This is a genomic window from Pseudomonas khavaziana (assembly GCF_019145205.1).
Taxonomy (GTDB): domain Bacteria; phylum Pseudomonadota; class Gammaproteobacteria; order Pseudomonadales; family Pseudomonadaceae; genus Aquipseudomonas; species Aquipseudomonas khavaziana.
In genome coordinates, this window is the sequence record NZ_JAHSTT010000003.1 from 52,545 (window position 1) to 72,358 (window position 19,814).

Annotated in this window: 16 protein-coding genes; 13 read left to right on the plus strand and 3 right to left on the minus strand. The window is 56.6% G+C overall.

The genetic code is table 11. The annotated features are described in order from the left end of the window. Nucleotide 1: 1 nt before the first annotated feature. On the minus strand, nucleotides 2–259 hold the full coding sequence (locus KVH01_RS08150; protein WP_005783616.1) for a hypothetical protein: 258 nt from the start codon (nucleotides 257–259) through the stop codon (nucleotides 2–4). A 457-nt stretch (nucleotides 260–716) separates the two neighbouring features. Between KVH01_RS08150 and KVH01_RS08155 the strand changes: the two genes are divergently transcribed. The 7 genes from KVH01_RS08155 to KVH01_RS08175 all read left to right on the plus strand — a co-directional run bounded on the left by KVH01_RS08155 (nucleotide 717) and on the right by KVH01_RS08175 (nucleotide 7,584). Further along, nucleotides 717–3,305, plus strand: coding sequence for an autotransporter family protein (locus KVH01_RS08155; protein ID WP_217881048.1), 2,589 nt, complete (start codon nucleotides 717–719; stop codon nucleotides 3,303–3,305). Nucleotides 3,306–3,828: 523 nt separating this feature from the next. After that, complete coding sequence (locus KVH01_RS29765) at nucleotides 3,829–4,080, plus strand: transposase (protein ID WP_225924110.1); 252 nt, start codon at nucleotides 3,829–3,831, stop codon at nucleotides 4,078–4,080. Nucleotides 4,081–4,621: 541 nt separating this feature from the next. After that, nucleotides 4,622–4,798 carry a DDE-type integrase/transposase/recombinase gene (locus KVH01_RS29770; RefSeq protein ID WP_264083582.1) on the plus strand — a complete coding sequence of 59 codons (177 nt, stop codon included), beginning with the start codon at nucleotides 4,622–4,624 and terminating at the stop codon, nucleotides 4,796–4,798. After that, entirely contained in the window at nucleotides 4,756–4,947 is a 192-nt protein-coding gene (locus KVH01_RS29775) for an integrase core domain-containing protein (protein ID WP_318836568.1), read from the plus strand. Before KVH01_RS29770 ends, KVH01_RS29775 begins: the two co-directional genes overlap by 43 nt. Nucleotides 4,948–5,864: 917 nt before the next feature. Beyond that, nucleotides 5,865–6,545, plus strand: a complete 681-nt coding sequence (locus KVH01_RS08165) for a CsgG/HfaB family protein (RefSeq protein WP_057025555.1) — start codon at nucleotides 5,865–5,867, stop codon at nucleotides 6,543–6,545. A gap of 29 nt (nucleotides 6,546–6,574) precedes the next feature. Beyond that, the gene (locus KVH01_RS08170) at nucleotides 6,575–6,937 is read left to right on the plus strand and encodes a DUF4810 domain-containing protein (protein ID WP_046070345.1); all 363 of its coding nucleotides are present in this window, start codon (nucleotides 6,575–6,577) and stop codon (nucleotides 6,935–6,937) included. Beyond that, nucleotides 6,934–7,584: a DUF799 domain-containing protein gene (locus KVH01_RS08175; RefSeq protein ID WP_217881058.1), complete on the plus strand. Its 651-nt coding sequence runs from the start codon at nucleotides 6,934–6,936 to the stop codon at nucleotides 7,582–7,584. Before KVH01_RS08170 ends, KVH01_RS08175 begins: the two co-directional genes overlap by 4 nt. A 23-nt stretch (nucleotides 7,585–7,607) precedes the next feature. On the opposite strand, the gene KVH01_RS08180 is transcribed toward KVH01_RS08175, so the two are convergent. Then, a complete protein-coding gene (locus KVH01_RS08180; protein WP_217881059.1) occupies nucleotides 7,608–9,824 on the minus strand; it encodes a M10 family metallopeptidase C-terminal domain-containing protein in 2,217 nt (738 codons plus the stop codon). Nucleotides 9,825–10,047: 223 nt separating this feature from the next. On the opposite strand from KVH01_RS08180, the gene KVH01_RS08185 reads away from it, so the two are divergent. The 3 genes from KVH01_RS08185 (at nucleotide 10,048) to KVH01_RS08195 (ending at nucleotide 13,229) form a co-directional block, all read left to right on the plus strand. Continuing rightward, nucleotides 10,048–11,676, plus strand: coding sequence for a vWA domain-containing protein (locus tag KVH01_RS08185; RefSeq protein WP_217881070.1), 1,629 nt, complete (start codon nucleotides 10,048–10,050; stop codon nucleotides 11,674–11,676). Between the two features lie 375 nt (nucleotides 11,677–12,051). Further along, nucleotides 12,052–12,624, plus strand: coding sequence for an RNA polymerase sigma factor (locus tag KVH01_RS08190; RefSeq protein WP_046070348.1), 573 nt, complete (start codon nucleotides 12,052–12,054; stop codon nucleotides 12,622–12,624). Beyond that, on the plus strand, nucleotides 12,621–13,229 hold the full coding sequence (locus tag KVH01_RS08195; RefSeq protein WP_217881072.1) for a hypothetical protein: 609 nt from the start codon (nucleotides 12,621–12,623) through the stop codon (nucleotides 13,227–13,229). The genes KVH01_RS08190 and KVH01_RS08195 overlap by 4 nt, the downstream gene beginning before the upstream one ends. 165 nt (nucleotides 13,230–13,394) lie before the next feature. Here KVH01_RS08195 and KVH01_RS08200 read toward each other — a convergent pair whose 3' ends face one another. Next, a complete protein-coding gene (locus KVH01_RS08200; RefSeq protein WP_217881074.1) occupies nucleotides 13,395–14,186 on the minus strand; it encodes a hypothetical protein in 792 nt (263 codons plus the stop codon). A 775-nt stretch (nucleotides 14,187–14,961) separates the two neighbouring features. Here KVH01_RS08200 and KVH01_RS08205 point away from each other — a divergent pair. The 3 genes from KVH01_RS08205 to KVH01_RS08215 all read left to right on the plus strand — a co-directional run bounded on the left by KVH01_RS08205 (nucleotide 14,962) and on the right by KVH01_RS08215 (nucleotide 19,799). Continuing rightward, on the plus strand, nucleotides 14,962–16,746 hold the full coding sequence (locus tag KVH01_RS08205; protein WP_217881075.1) for an ATP-dependent nuclease: 1,785 nt from the start codon (nucleotides 14,962–14,964) through the stop codon (nucleotides 16,744–16,746). Next, nucleotides 16,733–18,529 carry an ATP-dependent helicase gene (locus tag KVH01_RS08210; RefSeq protein WP_217881077.1) on the plus strand — a complete coding sequence of 599 codons (1,797 nt, stop codon included), beginning with the start codon at nucleotides 16,733–16,735 and terminating at the stop codon, nucleotides 18,527–18,529. The genes KVH01_RS08205 and KVH01_RS08210 overlap by 14 nt, the downstream gene beginning before the upstream one ends. A 193-nt stretch (nucleotides 18,530–18,722) precedes the next feature. Continuing rightward, nucleotides 18,723–19,799, plus strand: a complete 1,077-nt coding sequence (locus tag KVH01_RS08215) for a nucleoid-associated protein (RefSeq protein ID WP_217881078.1) — start codon at nucleotides 18,723–18,725, stop codon at nucleotides 19,797–19,799. Nucleotides 19,800–19,814 lie beyond the last annotated feature (15 nt).

Here is a 19,814-nt window from a genome sequence, read left to right on the forward strand (position 1 = left end):
CTCAGGACGGATCGGCATTAAGCCTGCGACTGATGACATCCAGCAAATCACACCCATCGCGCAGCGGAATGGCCAGCAAGTGGGCGAAGTCTGAAAGCACTACGGCATCGCTGCTGAGTTGTTCGCGGAAGGCCAGGTTTTCCAGCAGTTGGGTGACGGCCCGAATGCGGTGCACGGCGGCGTCGTGAAGGACGTCGAGAGGTGCCTGGGTGTCGATGATCAGGGCTGGGACGGTGCAGTCGTGGCCGGTGAGGGGGATGTATCGATTCATCATTAAGCTCTCTATTGATTATTGAGGGCTCGTTCTTCGGGTCGCCAAACCCGGCCGCCTTTTGAGCGACCGCCGGACTATAAGCCCCTCACCCAAAACCGCGCAAGGCATCACCGCAATGGCACCACCCGTCACGCAATGGCATCCATCGTGAAGCGTCTCCCCCTTGGGCTTTGAACATTTCGTATATCCCAGTGTCTTTACCCCGCCCACCCGCAATCGGTCGGGCTGCATGGACTGCAGCGTTTTCAATAACATTAAGGATTAATGTGAACCTCTCCCCTTTACGGCCCCCTTTCTGCCACCGCTCGCGGTGCATTGGCTCGCGCCCGGAATTTGCAGGGGCGCCCGGGGGGCCTCCTTCGGATCGATTGATCCTTTCGCACAGCACACCTACTACCGCCGGGCGTATTGGCGGCTTTGACTGTAGTTCATGGAGTTTGAAATGAAGCGTAAGCAGTTCCAGAAAAGCCTGTTGGCAATCATGGTCGGCGCCATCAGCACGCAGGTGCTGGCGGTCGAATTCGACCTGGGGCAGGGTAAGAATATTTGGGCCAGTGAGTCGTTCAATGAGCCGGTGACCATCACCGGTCAGTTTTCCCGCGTGGTCGACACCAATACCGCCGACCCCGCAGGCCTGGGATTTGCCAATACCCAAATTCAAGGTTCGCTGATCAATCGCGCAGACATCACGCTGGACTCGCAAGGCCGCACCATCCGTGCGATCGCCATCGACCCGATGTTCTGGACCGGCCCGAGCGGTTTGGCCCCGAGCACTGTCACCGGGGATGTGGTTCAGGCCGGCAACGTGCTGATGCGCAACGGCGCCTATGAAGGGCTTGAGATTGGCCCCACCACCATTGGTGGCAGCCTTATCAACTCAGGCACCATTCGCTCCACGCCTCCGGTGGGTACCGTGACGACGCCCGGCTACCTGGGCGGCGGTGAAGGCATTTACCTGCACGGCACCACCATTGCGGGTGACGTATCCAACACCGGTGTGATCGACATGGCCGGCCCGGGCGCGATTGGGTTGATCCTTGACGTCAACGGCGACACGCCGACCACCATCGGCGGCAAAATCCTCAACTCGGGCTCGATTACCGCCACAGGCGAAGGCGCTTGGGGTGTGGAAGTGGAAACCGACACCAGCCCCCTGCGTATTGAAAACAGTGGCCTGATTTCCGCCAATGGCGATGAGGCCAAAGGGCTGTTTCTCTACGGCGGCACCTTTGATTACATCCTCAACACCGGCACCATTGAAGCCAAGGGCGCGTCTGCCAATGCCTTCGATCTTTCCGGCGCCAGCTTTGCGCAGAACAGCGCCACGGGCGCACGCGGCATCGTCAACCGCGGCCTCATCGCGGCGGACGGCACTGCGATCCATGTGGATACGGCCGAGCAGGTTGCGAGCTTTGAAATCAACCAGCAAGCCGGCGAAATCCGCAGCAACAGCGGCATCGCCGTCGACGCCAACAACCTTGCCAGCCTGAACTGGACCGGCGGCAAAATCACCGGCGACCTGCTCAACCTCAGCGCCGTCAACATCGGCGGTCAGGCAGGTTTCAGCGGTAGCCGTATCATCGCCCCGGTGTCGGTCAACTCGGGTTCGCTGAACCTCTCCGCGCCTGGCACCGCCATCACCGGCGATCTCAATGTGGCCAGCGGCGCTGGCATTGATATGCACCTGGCCGACAGTGTGGTGCCGACCACGCCGTACCTCACCGTTAATGGCACGGCCAACCTGGCTCAGGCTTCCAAGCTGACGGTCAGCGCCAACCCGGGCGACTTCGCGGCGCCTAAAGCCGGCACGCAATACACCTTGCTGCAAGCCACCAGCGTGCAGAACAACGGTGTGGCCGTCGCCAGCGCGTCGTCGTTGCTGAACGTGCTCAGCTACTCGGCCGATGCGCAGACGGTCAAGGCCGTGGTGGCGGTGAAAAGCGATCAGCAGGTGCAACAGGAGTTGGCGGGTGTGAGTGCGGGTGCGTCGGCTGCAACCGCGGTCAACGTGTTGAAAAACGATGTGCTCGGTCAACTCAACCAGAACGACCCGGTGTTCCAGAGCCTGGCCAACGCCGGGACTGCACAACAACTGGCGCAGCTCGCCGACCAGCTCACGCCCGACGTCAACCGTGGCGCCCTCGACGTGGCCCTGTCTGGGCAAACCGTGGTCAACGGTGCGATCTTCAACCGCCTCACCGACCAGCGGGAAAGCCATCAGGTCGGCGGTGTGTGGGTGCAGGGCCTGAGCAGCAACATGGACCAGGACGGCCGTGGCGGCAACAACGGTTACTCGGCCAACAGCAGCGGCATGGCGGTGGGTGTGGACGGTCGCTTGAACGACACCACCACCCTGGGCGTGGCCTACAGCTACCTGAATTCGAATATCCATTCGGACCTGGGCAACAAGACCGACGTCGAAGGCCACGCGTTGTCGCTGTACGGCAACTGGGCGCTGCAGAACTGGTTCGTCGATGGCAGCCTCAGCTACGGCCATAACGAGAACGACAGCAAGCGCCACGTCGCGGGCACCACGGCCAAGGGCAGCTACGACAGCAATGTGTTGTCGGCCAGCGTGATCGGCGGCTACAGCTTCAAACCGACCCAGGCGGTGGTGATCGAGCCGCGGGTGGCTGCACGTTATGCCAACGTGCGCATGGATGGGTTTACCGAGAAAGGTTCGTCGGCGGCCTTGAGCACGGCTTCGCAGCGTTATGAAGTGGGTGAGTTGGGTGCCGGTGTGCGTTTGGCAGCCAACCTGCCGCTGAGCGCCGGTACGCTGCAACCGGAAGCGACCTTGATGGCCTATCACGACCTGATGGGTGACCGCGTGGCGCAAACCTCCAACTTCGTGGCTGGTGGTTCGGCGTTTACCGTCACCGGTGCGTCGGTGGCGCGTGACAGCTACGAAGCCAGTGTGGGTGTGAATTACAAGGTGTCGGACTTCACCGTCGGCGCCAGCTACACCCGCCAGGCGCGTAGCGGTTTCGATGCGGACGGCGTGATGCTCAAGGCGCGCTACGCCTTCTAAGCAACACCGCAAAACAAAGTGTGGGAGGGGGCTTGCTCCCGATAGCGGTAGACCAGTCAGTGATGGGTTGACTGACTCACCGCCATCGGGGGCAAGCCCCCTCCCACATTGGGTTTGCGTGAATCCGAAGCAGCGGGGCCGGGGCAGCTTGCACTGTCTCAACCTGCTTACGTAGAGCGTGATGCTTCTGATACCAGTGTGGCAGGGGGCTTGCCCCCGATAGCGGTAGTCCAGTCAGTGATGGATGACTGACTCACCGCCATCGGGGGCAAGCCCCCTCCCACATTGGGTTTGTGTGAATCCGCAGCGTTCGGGTCGGGGCAACTTGCGCTGGCTCAGCCCGCTTACGTAGGGCGCGACGCTCTGATACCAGTGTGGGAGGGGGCTTGCTCCCGATAGCGGTGGACCAGCCAATGGATATGTTGACTGACTCACCGCCATCGGGAGCAAGCTGAACTGGCCTAATGATTTTGGACACTTCAATCGGGCGCTATGATAGCGCCCAAATATGAGGTGTTTGGATATGCGTAAATCTTATTCGAGTGAGTTCAAGCTCAAGGCTGCCAGCATGGTGCTGGATGAAGGCCAGCCGGTTACTGAGGTCTGTGCCAGCCTGGATATCGGCCCCACAGCCCTACGCCGCTGGATCGATCAAGTGCAAAAAGAACGCTTGGGCTCGACTCCGGTAGGGGCCAAGGCGATTACCGCTGATCAACGAGAAATCCAGAGGCTCAAAGCTCTGCTAGAGAGAGTTATTCCGATATCGAAATCCTAAAAGCGCCAGTGCTCTTCCTGCTTTGGACGCCAAAGATCATTCACGCTGATCGATGAGCTTAATGAGCAGTACGGCGTTAAAAGGTGTTGTCGGGTGTTTGGGATCAACCCGGCAGTAGCTTACGCCTGGCGCCAGCGCAAGGCAGAGCAAATCCCGAACGGGACAAGCTCAAAGCCGCGCTGGTCAGGCACCACAAGGCGTCCAGGAGTCGGCCGGCGCACGTACTTTGTCTCAGCGAGCCGTCAAAGGGCATCGTGGCCGGACGTGTTACATGGCTCGTAGTTTGATGCGTGAAGCTGGCATCGCTAGTCGTCAGCGCAGGCGCCATAAGTACAAGTCGCCGGCGGAGGTTTTGCAGCGCCGCACATGCTCAAGGAAATTTGACGACGGCGGTTAATCAGGTGTGGTGTGGCGACGTGACTTACATCAAGGTCGGCAAGCGGTGGATGTACTTCGCAGCCATTTGATCTACGCTCGCAGGATCGTAGCTGGTCGTTCTCGATGATTTCCGATGCCAATCCTGACCTGCGAAGCACTAGGCATGGCAGTGGAGCTACGTGGCCATCCTCAGGATGTGTTGTTTCATTCTGACCAAGGTTGTCAGTACACCAGTCATAAATTCAGAAATTTGCTGCTGAAACATGGATTTAGGCAAAGCATGAGTCGTAAAGGCGAGTGCTGGGACAACGCTCCACGGAGCGTTTCTTTGGCAGTTTGAAGTCGGAGTGGGTGCCTGAAGCGGGTTACAAACTCGAACATGAGGCCCGAGCAGACGTGCAGCGCTATGTCTCGCGCTACAACATCAGCAGACCTCATAGCTACAACGACTACCGGTCGCCGGTCTCGAAGGAAAGGTTGGCGGCGTGAACCTTAATCAGTGTCCAAGATTACTTGACCAGTTCAAGCCCCCTCCCACATTGGGTTTGTGTGAATCCGCAGCGTTCGGGTCGGGGCAACTTGCGCCGGCTTAGCCCGCTTACGTAGGGCGTGACGTTCTGATACCAGTGTGGGAGGGGCTTGCTCCCGATAGCGGTGGTCCAGCCAATGGATATGTTGACTGACTCACCGCCATCGTGGAGCAAGCCCTCCCAGTGAATCCGCGTTTCGGGTCGGGGCACCTTGCGCTGGCTCACGCATACGTTGAGCGACGTGTTCTGATACTCGTGAGGGCTGCCCCGATAGCGGTAGTCCAGTCATTGATGGGTTGACTGACTCACCGCCATCGGGGGCAAGCCCCCTCCCACATTAGATTTGTGTGAATCCGCAGCGTTCGGAACGGGGCAACTTGCGCTGGCTCAGCCCGCCTACGTAGGGCGTGACGCTCTGATACCAGTGTGGGAGGGGGCTTGCTCCCGATAGCGGTGGACCAGCCAATGGATATGTTGACTGACTCGCCACCATCGGGGGCAAGCCCCCTCCCACATTGGGTTTGTGTGAATCCGCAGCGTTCGGGTCGGGGCAACTTGCGCTGGCTCGGCCCGCTTACGTAGGGCGCGACGCTCTGATACCAGTGTGGGAGGGGGCTTGCTCCCGATAGCGGTAGTCCAGCCAATGGATATGTTGACTGACTCACCGCCATCGGGAGCAAGCCCCCTCCCACATTGGGTTTGTGTTGGATTTCACTACTCGGGCCGAAACATCTTGAGAACCGCTCTCAACCCCGTAAAATGCCGCAGCCGTTGCATCACAGTCTTTCAGGGAAGAATTCAGGCCAGCGTATTGTCAGGCTGCCTAACTCCTTGGAAAACCCAGCAACGCTGTTTTCCTCACCCAAGGAGCACCCTGTGAAGACACTGTCCAAAATCCTGCTGTCGGGCCTCACCGCCGCGGCGCTGTTGACCGTGGCCGGTTGCGCCACCGAGAGCAACCGCGCGATGCCGGTGGAGCAAGTCGCCAGCGCCCACGTGGCCTATTCCGGCGTACGTGTGCCGATTGCCGTGGGCAAGTTCGACAACCGCTCCAGCTACATGCGCGGCATCTTCTCCGATGGTGTCGACCGTCTCGGCGGCCAGGCCAAGACCATCCTCATCACCCATTTGCAGCAGACCAACCGCTTCAGCGTGCTGGACCGCGACAACATGGGCGAGATCTCCCAGGAAGCCAAGATCAAAGGCACCGCGCAGAAGCTCAAGGGCGCTGACTACGTGGTAACCGGCGATGTGACCGAGTTCGGCCGCAAAGAAACCGGCGACCGCCAGCTGTTCGGCATCCTCGGCCGTGGCAAGACCCAAGTGGCCTACGCCAAAGTCGCGTTGAATATCGTCAACATCAACACCTCCGAAGTGGTGTATTCCACCCAGGGCGCGGGTGAGTACGCACTGTCCAACCGTGAAGTGGTCGGCTTCGGCGGCACCGCCAGCTACGACTCCACCCTCAATGGCAAGGTCCTCGACCTGGCCATGCGCGAAGCGATCAACCGCCTGGTCGACGGCATCAACGCCGGCGCCTGGAACCCGCGTAACTGATCAGCAACACCTCAAGGAGCAGTACACGGATGAGCAAGGCAGTTAAGTTGGCGCTGATGCTGACAGCAATCGCGACGGTAGCCGGGTGCCAGACGGCGCCCCAGCCCCTGTATCAATGGGAAAGCTACCAGCCGCAGGTTTACGAGTACTTCAAGGGCGAGCCCAAGGAAGCGCAGGTGGAAGCACTGGAGCGCGACCTGCAGAAGATCAACGCCAGTGGCCGCAAGGCCCCACCGGGTTACCACGCGCACCTGGGCATGCTGTACATGAACATGGGCAAGGATGACCAGATGGTGCAGGAGTTTCGCACCGAAAAGGCCCTGTTCCCTGAGTCCGCTGCGTACATGGACTTTCTGCTGAAAAACGCCAAAGCCGGAGTGGCCACCAAATGAGCCTGTTAAAACTTACCGGCGCCTTGCTGGCCCTGGCGTTGCTCGGCGGTTGTGCGGCGCCCAAGACGGTCGACTACTCGGCGTACAAACAGGCGCGGCCCAAGTCGATCCTGGTACTGCCGCCGATCAACGAGTCGCCGGAAGTGCAGGCGTCCTACAGCCTGGTGTCGCAAGTCACCTACCCGTTGGCCGAAGCCGGCTACTACGTGCTGCCGATTGCCCTAGTGGACGAAACCTTCCGCCAGAACGGCCTGACCACCGCCAATGATATCCAGGCGGTACTGCCCGCCAAGCTGCATGACATCTTCGGTGCCGACGCGGCGCTGTACATCACCGTCAGTGAGTACGGTACCAAGTACATGCTGATCTCCAGCGACACCTCGGTGACGGCCTCGGCCAAACTGGTGGACCTGCGCACCGGCACCACCTTGTGGACCGGTTCGGCGCGGGCGTCGAGCGAAGAGGGCAACAACAACGGTGGCGGCCTGGTGGGCATGCTGATCACGGCAGCGGTCAAGCAGGTGATCAACAGCTCTACCGATGCGGCGCATCCGATTGCCGGTATCACCAGTGCGCGCCTGCTGTCGGCGGGGCAACGCACCGGGCTGCTGTACGGCCCGCGTAACCCGAAGTACGGCACGGACTGATCAGCGGCAACCAGTAAACCGCGTCACCTCTGACGACGGTGCTGTTGGATCAAGTCGATGCGGGTGGCCGTGCCCATAGAGTCGCGCTGCCCGTTCACACTGGTGCCGATGGAGCCATTGTGCAAGGCAACGATCTCGCCCGTATCAACGCTGATCAGCGGTGAGCCGGAGGTGCCGGGCTTCTTGAAGGCATCATGGTAGACCGTGCCCTGATTACGGCTGTCCTGGTCGTATCCCTTGAGTGTGGTGGGTTGGCCCTTGGCATTTAGAAATGAAATGCCGAGGGCCTCTTGCCCATGGTTGGGCATAAAGACTTTCTGCCCAGGCGATGCTTGGGGGCCGGAGGCCAACTTGAGCGGCCGGAACTGCTCGGCCAAGGTTTTTTTCTCGCCGGCAGGCAAGTCGACACGCAGCTCGGCGTAGTCCAACCGCGCGTCGCCACTGAGCGGGTTGGGGTCCAGCGGCACTTTGCGCTCTACCTTCATCCGGCCGGTGCTGTCTTGTTCATACCCCAGCCACAGTTCGAGCTTGCTGCCCTTGGCCAGCGCGTCGCGCACATGTTGGTTGGTCAGCACGCTGTTGCCATCGTTGATCAGCGAGCCGGTACCCAACGAGCGGGTATGCACGCGTTCGTAGCCCCATGAGTCCCGTGTGACTGTTACCTCGCGAATATTGCCCACAGCCTTGGCCGCTGCATGCATCGGCGTGCCCTTAAGGGATGCGTTGGCGTAGTTCTGCAAGGAGAACGGCGCCTGTTGCGGCGCGGCTGTTGGCGTGGGGTGGCGCTTGTACGGTGTGACATCCGCTGGCGACGGCGGTCGTGGGGTTGGCGGTTGAGGCGTAACCCGGGCGGGTGGGGTTGGCATAGGGTTCGGCTGGGATGCTTGGCTGATCACGTCGTCTGGCTTGATTGGCCCTTGGCTCTTGATATACAGGCCGGCTTGGCCCGAGCCGTTCAGGTCAATGGCCAGGCTGTGCTGGCGCGTGTTCGGGTCATAACCGAGCAACGCCTCGCCCGGCCGGCCGCTGAAACGGCGCACAAACTGCAGGCCATTGATACCCGCGGCCTGCAGCGCGGCAGACACATCGATCTTGTCCTGCCCGCTGGTGAAATCGGTGATCAGGTCGGGGCGCTGTTGGGTCGACTCGCTGGCGTTGTTATACACAAAGGTATCCTTGCCCAACCCACCGGTAAGGGTGTCCTGGCCCAGGCCACCGGTCAGGCGGTTATCGGCCTGGTTTCCGATAAGTCGATCAGCGCCCGTGCCGCCGATGGCATTTTCCAGGGTCACGCCTTTGGCAATGGAGACGTTGCCTTTCATGCCGCCGACATCGGAGAAGTGTTCGGCCTTCAAGTTGATGGTCTGATCCTGATGAAACCGCGAGAAATCCAGGGTGTCGTTGCCGCCCCCATCCCACACGCTGAACACGGGCGCGTCGTCCGCTGAGTTGAGGCTGAGGAAGTCACGCCCGGTATTGGAGTTGAAGCCGTACACCGTGTCCGTGTCGCGGGTTTTGTAATTGGCACCGTAGAGCTTTTGGATGGCCGTGATGTCGTCCATCAGCGGCGCGCTGGCATAGTGGGTTTGGCCGTTCTTGTTGTGGTCATGGCCCAGGTGACCAGCCCACCAGTAACTCATCAGGCTGTAGGCGCGATTGTCCTCGGCATAGCCGGCGTTTTCAGCGTAGCTGCCGCCATTGTTGTATTTGCCGGGATGCATGAGCCCGAGGGTATGGCCGATCTCATGGGCCAGCAGATAGCGGCTGAAACTACCCTGGGAGAAGGGGCGATTCATGCCATCGGACGCGAACCAGGCCTGTGTGCCATCGCTGTAGATGCCTGGATAAGACGCACGGCCCGAATGGCCGGTCTGGTTCGGGTCATTGCCCAGTAACAGTTGCCCTTTGGCCTCGGGTGCATTCTCAGTGAAGGTGATATTGGCGACATCCGCCCAAGACTGCATGGCGCGCCTGGCCTGCTCTTTTTGCGACGGGGAGAACTCGTTAGCGCCGGCGGGTGTGTTGTAGGTGGCTTGCGAGGGTGTGAAAAAACGATAGCCGATAGGTGTGGTGCCGTCTTTGTTGCGCTCTTTCCAGCGATAGCCCGTTCGGGTGATCTGCTTTGCCGCTTGCTCGGTGGTGTAGGACGGCTTACCTGAAACCGCCCCGGCATAGCTGGGCCGTTCGGCGAATGAGGGTGGCTGATAGCGGTGTGCGAGGGTGTTGTTTACGGAGTTCATCGCGGTTTCTCTGATTTAAAAGCCTCCAAAGCACTCAAGAAACAGACGGTTCTGATAGGGAGGCGGACCCTCGATATGTGGTGGGTGGTAATGGCAGGTTCAGTTGGTTATGTCTCGAAAAGTGACGCAGCGAGCTGACGGCGCAATATCCGCGTTTAACCCGGAGGGGGGCTGCGCTACGTCTGATCGGTTGAACGGATCATTCATTCACGAGGTTCAGCCCATGTCCCGCTCTCTGCTTTTGCTGCGTCCCGCTGCCCAAGGCTTCGCCGTTACCCTGCTGGTGACGCTGGCCGGGTGTGGGCTGTCGTCGTCTCCGGATGTTGCCAAGCCTGTTGAACCGGCGCCCGTCGCCGAGCTGCAAAGCGCGCCGGCCCAGGGCACTAGGGTCAAACGCATGGCGATGCCGGCACCGATGAGGGTGCGGGAAATGGCGACGATGGACTACCGCAGCGAACCTCGCGAGCAATACGCCAACCTGCCGGACAACCCGGTGCATCGCGTCGCCGAAACCCCGGTCTCCACCTTCAGCGCCGACGTCGACACTGGCAGCTACGCCAACGTCAGGCGTTTCCTCAATCAAGGTCGCCTGCCGCCCGAAGGCGCTGTGAGATTGGAGGAAATGGTCAATTACTTCCCTTACACCTACGCGCTGCCCACCGATGGTTCACCCTTTGGCGTCACCACTGAGCTCGCCGCCACGCCCTGGAACCCGCGCACAAAATTGTTGCGCATCGGCATCAAGGCCTCCGACCGCGCCGTGGCGGACCTGGCGCCGGCCAACCTGGTGTTCCTGGTGGACGTGTCCGGCTCCATGGACCGTCGCGAAGGTTTGCCGTTGGTGAAAAGCACGTTGAAATTGCTGGTGGACCAACTGCGCGATCAGGACCGTGTGTCATTGGTGGTCTATGCCGGTGAATCCCGCGTGGTGCTCAAGCCCACCTCCGGGCGTAACAAAAACACGATCCGCAACGCCATCGACCAACTTACCGCCGGTGGCTCCACCGCAGGCGCCTCCGGCATCGAGCTGGCCTATCAGATGGCCCGCGAGGGTTTTATCGACAAGGGTATCAACCGCATCCTGCTGGCCACCGACGGCGACTTCAACGTGGGCATCAGCGACTTCGACAGCCTCAAGCAAATGGCGGTCGAGCAGCGTAAAAACGGTGTGTCCCTGACCACCCTGGGCTTTGGTGTGGGTAACTACAACGAACACCTGATGGAACAACTCGCCGATGCGGGCGATGGCAATTACGCCTATATCGACAACCTGCGTGAAGCGCGCAAGGTGCTGGTGGAGCAACTCAGCTCGACCCTGGCCGTGGTCGCCCGGGATGTGAAATTGCAGGTGGAATTCAACCCCGCGCAGGTCAGTGAGTACCGACTGCTGGGCTATGAAAATCGCGCCTTGAAGCGTGAAGATTTCAACAACGACAAGGTCGATGCCGGCGAAATCGGCGCGGGGCATACAGTGACCGCGTTGTACGAAATCGTGCCCAAGGGCGAGAAGGGTTGGTTGGAGCCGTTGCGCTATGCCGCCGCGCCTGCTGTTGAAGGTAAATCCGACGAGCTGGCGATGCTACGGGTGCGCTACAAACCTGCTGCGGGCGGTAGCAGCCAATTGATCGAACGCCCCATCGCCAACCAACCCATCCCAGCCAGCGAAGACCTGCGCTTCTCGGCCGCCGTTGCCGCGTTCGCCCAACAGCTCAAGGGCGATGGCCGCTACACTGGCAACATGAGTTTGCAAGACACCGCCACACTGGCACGCTCGGCCCGCGGCGATGACCCGTTCGGCCTGCGCAACGAATTTGTACAACTGGTCGAATTAGCCCGAAGCCTCAAACCCTGATCGGGCTCATCACAATGCCCAAATGGGGGAGGGTGCAAGCCCTAATGCCGAACGAAATGCTCAAAGCAGCGAAGATCAAATGTGGGAGGGGGCTTGCCCCGATGGCGGTGTGTCAGCCAGCCTATTTGATACTGACCCACCGCTATCGAGGGCAAGCCCTAATGCCAGTCAGTTAAGGCTTTTTTGTAGGAGCGAGCTTGCTCGCGAAAAACTTACAGGCGCCGCGCTCATTCAGCAAAGACGCGTTATCGTTGACGTTTTTCGCGAGCAAGCTCGCTCCTACAGAAGGCGATGACCGCTTAACTGACTGGCATTAGGGCAAGCCCCCTCCCACAGTTAGATCAGCTTCGACTGAAAGAAGGAGTTCACTATTAGATGGCCGTTCCAGACGATTCACCCAGCGACGAATCGCTGCTGGCCCGCTACCGAACCGGTGACGCTGGCGCATTCGAAGCCCTGTATACGCGCCACCGCCAGGGCCTGTACCGCTTTCTCATGTCCCTGTGCAACAAGGCCGAACTGGCCGAAGAGATCTACCAGGACACCTGGCTCAGCCTGATCCGCAGCAACACCCAGCCACAGGGCCGGGCGAGTTTTCGTACGTGGTTGTTCCAGATCGCCCGCAACCGCCTGATCGACCACTGGCGCAAGCACGGCATCCACAACCCCCTGCACGACAGCTACGATGAGCAACTGCACGCCCAACCCGACAGCAGCGCCGGCCCCGAGCAACAACTGAGCCTGAGCCGCGACCAGGCGCGCCTCGACGCCGCCCTGCAAGACCTGCCCGAAGACCAGCGCGAAGTCTTCCTGCTGCGCCTGCACGGCGAGCTCGAGGTACCGCAGATCGCCACCCTCACCGGCGCCCCGCTGGAAACCGTAAAAAGCCGCCTGCGCTACGCCCAGCAGAAACTGCGCCGCCTGTTGGCCGAGGAGATACCCGCATGAACGACTCCCGACACGACCCAGACACCGACGACGGGCTGATCCAGCACTTTCGTCAACACAGCAGCGGCGAGCCGCCGGCGTCACTGGACGCCTTCATCCTCAACGCCGCCCGCCGCGAAGCCCCGCAGCCGCAGCCGAGCCTGTGGCGGCGCTGGCTGCAAGCCTGCCAACGCCCGCGCTGGCAGATGGCATTCGCCACCGTCGCCGGCTTGGCGCTGATGATCGGCGTGGTCATGCGCTCCCCCGTGCCGCAGCCCGAGATCTCCACCGCGACATTCTCCGCGCTGCACCACGAAGAAGCCGCCCACCCAGTGCCGCAAGCGTTTTCCGCCCCCGCGCCAATGGCCCGCATGGCGATGGCGCCACGGGTTGAAAGTGCGCCTGCACAGGCTGAAATCGCTGACGTAATGGCGGCCCCGCCAGCGGAAAGACTCAGCAAGGCGGCGCCGAATGCATTGCCATCTTTGGAGCAGGAGTTGCAGGCCATCGTGAAGCTGCGTGAGGCAGGGGAGAGCAAGGCGGCTGATGAAAAGCTGTTGGCGCTGCATAAGCGCTTTCCGAAGGAGGATCTGCCGGCGCGGTTGGAGGTGTTGCAGAAGCGCTGAATCAGCACGCACAAAAAAGCCCCAGATCTCACGATCTGGGGCTTTTTCATTTCATATCTGGTGCCCCGGCGTCGTTTGAACTGAGCAGTAAAAGCACCGTATCTACTGGGTCTTGTTGGTTATGATTCGGTTAGGCATACACGTAGGCATACAGGATGCCGTTTCCTAGGCAGGTTTAGGGGCGCTCGGACCAGCATCCCCATTGGCCTTTTTAGAAGGTGTTTCAAGTTCAGGCTTGAGCAACGTTTTTCTCACCACGCGGTTTGAGGCATTGTCGATTTTGTAGACAGCATCTTTAATTTGGAGGTAGGTCGACTTTGTATCGGCCACGATCAGCCTACCGGTTAGCGTTTCTTTCTGCTCTGTGACAATGGTGTGCTCTCTTGATAGTCCGTAGCTTGCTTGCACCCCTGTTTCAGCTTCGTAACTTTTTCCTGCTCGTTCGATGCCGTTCCGAACGGCTGCCGTCGGAGCGATAAATATCAGCATAAGCACGAGCCCTACCAGCACGCTTCTCTGGACCATCCCCCCAAATGATCTGGCGTCGTGCATCGCAAAGAAGAGAAATGTGACAGCCGCACCCATGCAAATAAATACAGCCCCTGGGATGTACGCACCGAGCACCGGCACCTTATCTACAGTGCCCATTAGCTCGGAGAACGTGTAGCTGTAGCCGTACACCAGCAGCGTAGGAGTGCCAAGCTCAAGCTCGCTAGTACCTATACCAAATTGCTCGTAGTAAGCCGCAAGCTCTAGGTAACCCCAGACGATCAGAATTGCCTGCGACACCACGATTAGGAATGTCCCGAATTTAAACACCAGATCGGCATCGATCCTCTTCGCCTGATTAGGCATGGTGCTGACCTTGTCGAGAGGAGGTGGTCCCGCTAGCGGCTGCACTATGTTGATCGGGGTGGTGAGTTCTACCCGAACCGTTCTATCGCGTTTCCAGAACATGCCTATCATCCTTGAACCAATCGAGGGCCGAGACGATAACTAAAGCGGTGCTGGGATGCTAGAAGTCGCCGGGGACCCTGAGGCTTTAGCTCAGGTACGGGGCATGAAACCCGCGGGATCGTGGTAGCGGCAACCGCACCAGCTTACTGAAATTTCAACGTTGAAATTGAAAGGATCTTGAAGAAAAAAGGGCATCGTTACCGTATTGGTAACGGTACCCTCAGACAGCTGAAAAGGTAGGACACATGCACAGGTGAACTGGAGTTCTCCAGGTTCACCTGTTCACTAAGCTGGGCGCCATTTCGCTAACACGATCCCGCGTGTTTCCTACCCCGTTTCACAAACCATACTCCAGGGGCCCCCCACAGAGGATTTGTTAACCACCTTTTCCTGAGACGGTTCCTTTAGCGCAGGTTTCTGATCCGAGAAGGTGGAGCTAGCGAAATCTGCCAGGCCCTACAGAGGGAGAGGAGAGATAGTCGCTTTTGCGCTGGAGGTAAGGTATATCCGGGGCATTGGGGAATTACTGGAGTTCTTATCCAGAACCGGTGTAACGGGGGTAACGGGTGTAACGCATAAAATTAAGTTATTGAATTTTAAAGGGTTTATTGGCGTTACACACTTTAGTAGCGACCGTTACACTGTATCTAAAATGGAAAACACGTGTAACACATCCGGGATTTTAGGCTTTAGTGTGGAGTAGTGCCTACGCTCAAAGCTGCGTCGGCAGTTACAGAATTCCGGGGACGCTGATTTTCTTACGCAAGGAGCAGTGATGCGAATTTGTAGAATAAGAATCAAAAATTTCGCAACTTTTAAGCTTCTTGATATCCGTACGGACAAGAGCATTGTTGTGGTTGGCGAGAATAAGGTAGGTAAGAGCAACCTGATTCGAGCTTTACAATTGGTTCTAGACCCCAGCCTGTCCGACCGGGATAGGCAATTGGGGCTTGAGCATTTCTGGGATGGGTTAGGTGACGAAAAACTTGGCGCAACGGTCGAGATCTCGGTCTGGTTGACTGACTTCGACCAAAATCCGAATTTAGTGGCTACATTAGCTGACTGCATTGTTGCCCCTGGGCCTCCATTGAGAGCCCGCCTCACTTATCGGTTCCAACCAAAAACTAGCTTGGAAGAATTACCTCCTAGGTCTCTGGCTGATTATGAGTTCGTCATCTTCGGCGGAACTGATGAGGACAATACGTTTACCTCGACACAGCGTCGTCAAATTCCCTTAGACGTTCAGGGCGCTCTTCGAGACGCTGAGAAGGACCTATCCACTTGGCGCCGATCGCCCTTACGACCAATGATCGAGGAGCTCACGTCAGAACTGGACGATGATGCAAGAGAGGAAATTCAGGGGTTGATAGCCGAGGCTCAGATTGAGCTAGCTGATCGAGATGAGGTAGTCAGGGTTGCTGAACGTATCGGGGGTAGGCTTACTCAGATTGTAGGATCAAGCCATACGGTGCCTATCAAACTTGGTTTGGCCCCGACAGGTGTCGATACTTTACTTCGTGGACTGCGTATTCTCATCGACCAAGGTGTGAGAGGTATTGGAGATGCGAGCCTTGGAACCGCAAATCTGATTTTCCTCGCGCTAAAAAGCTTGGAGTTAGATCGCCTGGTAGCTGAAGGTGAGCGTAGCCATACCTTCTTTGCTATTGAAGAGCCTGAGGCTCATCTCCATCCACATGTGCAGCGGTTGGTTTACCGCTACTTTCTTGCGAATGAAATAGTGGTAGATCAAAATCCAACTGATCTCACGACGATTCTGACTACGCACTCACCTCACATCGCTAGCGTTGCACCTATAAAGTCGATCGTCCTGCTGAGGTATGATCAAAATCAACAAGCCACTGTCGGAACGTCGACGGCGAGAGTCTCACTGAGCAGGACTGATAAAGACGACTTACAAAGATACATCGACGTTACACGAGGCGAGCTTTTCTTCGCCCAAGGAATCATTTTTGTAGAAGGTGATGCAGAGCGTTTTCTCCTGCCAGCTTTTGCGTCGGCTTTAGGCATTGAGCTTGATATGCTTGGTGTTTCAGTTTGCTCTGTATCCGGTACCAATTTCACTCCATATATAAAATTGGTAGCAGAAAATAGCCTATCGATACCGTACGTTATCATCACGGATCTAGATCCTGTACCCGGAAAACGGCCGCTAGCTCGTAAAAGGATTGAGTCGATTCTTTCTGTCACAGAGAACTTAGACTTTTCAACTATGTCACACGCTGACGTATTTGAGGAGGCCGAAACATGTGGATGTTTTGTTAATGATGACACCCTAGAGGTGGAGCTCTTTCTTGCTGGCCTAGGCCCAGCTATGAAAGAGATACTTTTATCTGAGAGGAACCTTCAGCGAGCCACCATTGCTCGCATTGATGGTTGGATTGCTAATCCAGGCTCCCTAGACGTTAATTATCTTTTGGAACTGATTGAGCGGATTGGCAAAGGTCGCTTCGCCCAAGCTCTTGCTTCATACGTGACGGCCGCAGTTTGCCCAACATACATTCGACGTGCTATTGAGCGAATCCGTGATGAGCTCGCATAATTCTAGTTCGCGTTACTTAGCCATGTCTCGAGAGTTGCACGACAACTTAGGGCAGTGGCAAGCCTATGAGTCCACGGGGCACTGTATCGTTCTAGCAGGCCCAGGCAGTGGGAAAACAAAAACATTAGCTTTAAAGCTTGCACGTATATTAGCTGAAGATGTCAGCGCTCCAAGAGGAGTGGCTTGCATCACGTTCAGTCAGGAATGCTCGAGGGAATTAGTTAGACGTCTTGATGCGATTGGCATCAAAGAGTCATCAAGATTATTTATTGGAACTGTACATGGTTTCTGTCTCAGGCACCTATTGGTGCCCTATTCACGGCTAGCGAATTTGGGACTGCCACACCCAATAGAAGTGTCAACTATCCAGCAAAATCGTGCTGTATTCGAAGCCGTTTCTGTTCAGTTATATGGTGCTCGTAACTCATATCGACAGCATGACGTTGATAATCACCGACGGGCATGCTTCGACCGCCAAAGTCCAAAATGGCAATCCGAGCCAGAACTTTCCGAACTTGCAGAGGCGTATGAAAGAGAGTTGCACAGAAGGGGGCTAATCGATTATGAAGATTTGGTTTTATACGGTCAGCGTCTCGTAACTCAACACAGTTGGGTGCTGCCAATTATACGAGCGAAGTTTCCTGTGCTTGCAATCGACGAGTATCAGGACTTGGGAGTCGGTCTGCATCAAATTGTCCAGAGATTAGCTTTTAATGGTGGTGTCCGTTTATTTGCGGTTGGAGATGCGGATCAATCGGTGTATGGGTTCAACGGGGCAGATAGCAGTCTTTTACTAGAGTTGGCTGCCCGACCAGACGTGCAATGCGTTCGATTGAGCATAAACTATAGGTGCGCGAACGAGATCATTGATGCTGCGGAAATAGCGTTAGGGGAGGCGCGTGGATACCGGTCATCTAATGTCGCGCGAGTTGCGCAGGTAGAAATTATTCATAGGCCTCTTGGGATTGCGGATCAAGCTCGGTATGCAGTTGAAGATCTCATTCCTCATGTTTTATCAAATACACCTGGTCGTCAGTTGGGTGATATCGCGGTCCTTTATCGCAATGCAGAGATAGGTGATCTCGTGGCGGGCTCAGCACAATCTGTAGGTTTAAATTTCATACGTATAGATAATGCGGCGCCATATCGAAAATGCGCAGTTGTCAGCTGGATAGAAGACTGTGCAGCTTGGTGCTCAGGAGGTTGGACGGCGGCACAGCCAAAGTTAGGAGGGCTCATTGGCCGATGGTGCAGATTTCATAGCGCGCGCCTTTCTGACACTGAGCGTCATCATGAAGCGCGAATGTTGGCCAGATTCTTGTGGGATCGGCGAGGAAATGGTGATGCTTCTGAGTTTCTTGCTGCTCTGCGTTCTGAATTGCTCGACGTACTGTTAAGCTCCAACCGCACCCTTAACGACCAAAGAATTCAAGTGGATGCGATGTCCCGAGCGCTAAGTCCAGGCGGTGTGCTCGTGGGGCTCGACCTAGTAAGGCTTGGAGGTCGAGATGGCGCGCCAAATCAGCTTAATCTGCTCACATTTCATTCAGCTAAAGGATGTGAGTACAAAGTAGTAATTATTTTGGGCCTTGATGAAGGTGTGTTCCCTTGGAGCAATGAAACCGACGACGAGCTTCAGGAGAGTCGGCGGCTCTTTTATGTAGCTCTCACTCGTGCATGTGACGAAGTGCACCTCATTTACTCCGGATGGTCAGCTAATAGGTTTGGACGTCGCTTTGATAACGGAATGTCCCGCTTTCTGAAAGATCTTATTAGCTTGTGATAGGCATAGTCGTTGCTATGCTTGTTCGCGCCGCTTGATCCGGCTGGCGACAAATGTAAGGTGGTGCTGATTTTGGATGCAAAGCGTAGATTGCTGGTGGTGTGATGGCAAAATAATGTCGTCAGGAGTGTGTAACAAGCGTACGATCCTGCAGACAAAGCCCCGTATGCTCGATAGAGGAACAAGGAAGTGAATGAACATTATCGTACCTAACGCTTCTGCCAGGATTTTAAGCACAGCGCTGCATCATCTTGATATGGATACCGAGACCTGTGCCGCAATTCCCATGCCCGTTGAACGCGAAGACTTAGAGCTCTATTTGAACGAGTTGCTAACCGAGATTAACGGACGCCCACAAAATCGTGCTTACGCACTCGCCAGCGCTACCACAGAATTTGCTACCTCCCTTCAATCTTTTTATGGTAGCCAGGACCTAGCTGTGAACCCACAGACGAAAGTGTTGGCAGAGCGCTTGTTGCGAGTCGAGTTAACTACCGAGGAGCGGTACGGTCACTTGAACACTGCTGGTACTGGTCATATTAAAAAAGGTAGCTTTCTTCAGTTTCTATATCGTGATGGTGCAATTGTCACTTATCTCGGAGTGAAAGTGGAGCACCAGAGATTTTTAGACGAAACTGATCTTCGAGCAAAAGTCGGATTGGGTGAGTCTAATAAAATATATAAAGCTTGCAAGGTTTCTTTTGATAATGTCGGAAATGCACAAAATGCACTCGTGTTTGACACAAATTCGAAGCCTTCAACCTACTGGTGGAAGGATGTTTTAGAACTTAAGCAGCTTCGTACAGATGCTTTTAATACTGAACAGGCTGTTAAAGCAGTTATGCGGGTTGTTGCGAAAGTTAAAGCAGTCTCGCCAGCGGATTATACGATATTGAGAAATGCTACTGTGCATGCTTTTAAGCAAGTAGGAGTGCTTAATTTTGATGATTTTGTTACGGCGACATTTGCGCAGTATACGCCAATTGAACCAGCTCTCAGTTTGGGGCTTCCTGGTATAGTTGAAAAGCTAAAAGAACTTCCCGCGAAGCGAAATTTCGATGGACAATTTACATTGGTTCCTGCTTCGGTCCCCTATCGTCGCCATACGGTAGCTGTTTCAGAAGAGGTTAGTGTGTCTTATAATGAAGATATAGCGAATATTAGTGATAAGATTTGGTCGTCAAAAACGCCTGATGGACAGTCCGTGATAATTATAGATGCTCCGAATTCTGCGAGCAAATTTACACCGAAACCGTGGAATGCTGTGTGATGTTACGGCAGTCGA

Bases quoted from the DNA above. Each gene is read 5' to 3' on its own strand.
- KVH01_RS08195 (WP_217881072.1), top strand. From the start codon at position 12,621: ATGAACGACTCCCGACACGACCCAGACACCGACGACGGGCTGATCCAG.
- KVH01_RS08205 (WP_217881075.1), top strand. From the start codon at position 14,962: ATGCGAATTTGTAGAATAAGAATCAAAAATTTCGCAACTTTTAAGCTT.
- KVH01_RS08155 (WP_217881048.1), top strand. From the start codon at position 717: ATGAAGCGTAAGCAGTTCCAGAAAAGCCTGTTGGCAATCATGGTCGGC.
- KVH01_RS08215 (WP_217881078.1), top strand. From the start codon at position 18,723: ATGAACATTATCGTACCTAACGCTTCTGCCAGGATTTTAAGCACAGCG.
- KVH01_RS29770 (WP_264083582.1), top strand. From the start codon at position 4,622: ATGGCAGTGGAGCTACGTGGCCATCCTCAGGATGTGTTGTTTCATTCT.
- KVH01_RS08200 (WP_217881074.1), bottom strand. From the start codon at position 14,186: ATGTTCTGGAAACGCGATAGAACGGTTCGGGTAGAACTCACCACCCCG.
- KVH01_RS08190 (WP_046070348.1), top strand. From the start codon at position 12,052: ATGGCCGTTCCAGACGATTCACCCAGCGACGAATCGCTGCTGGCCCGC.
- KVH01_RS08210 (WP_217881077.1), top strand. From the start codon at position 16,733: ATGAGCTCGCATAATTCTAGTTCGCGTTACTTAGCCATGTCTCGAGAG.
- KVH01_RS08175 (WP_217881058.1), top strand. From the start codon at position 6,934: ATGAGCCTGTTAAAACTTACCGGCGCCTTGCTGGCCCTGGCGTTGCTC.
- KVH01_RS08180 (WP_217881059.1), bottom strand. From the start codon at position 9,824: ATGAACTCCGTAAACAACACCCTCGCACACCGCTATCAGCCACCCTCA.
- KVH01_RS29765 (WP_225924110.1), top strand. From the start codon at position 3,829: ATGCGTAAATCTTATTCGAGTGAGTTCAAGCTCAAGGCTGCCAGCATG.
- KVH01_RS08185 (WP_217881070.1), top strand. From the start codon at position 10,048: ATGTCCCGCTCTCTGCTTTTGCTGCGTCCCGCTGCCCAAGGCTTCGCC.
- KVH01_RS08170 (WP_046070345.1), top strand. From the start codon at position 6,575: ATGAGCAAGGCAGTTAAGTTGGCGCTGATGCTGACAGCAATCGCGACG.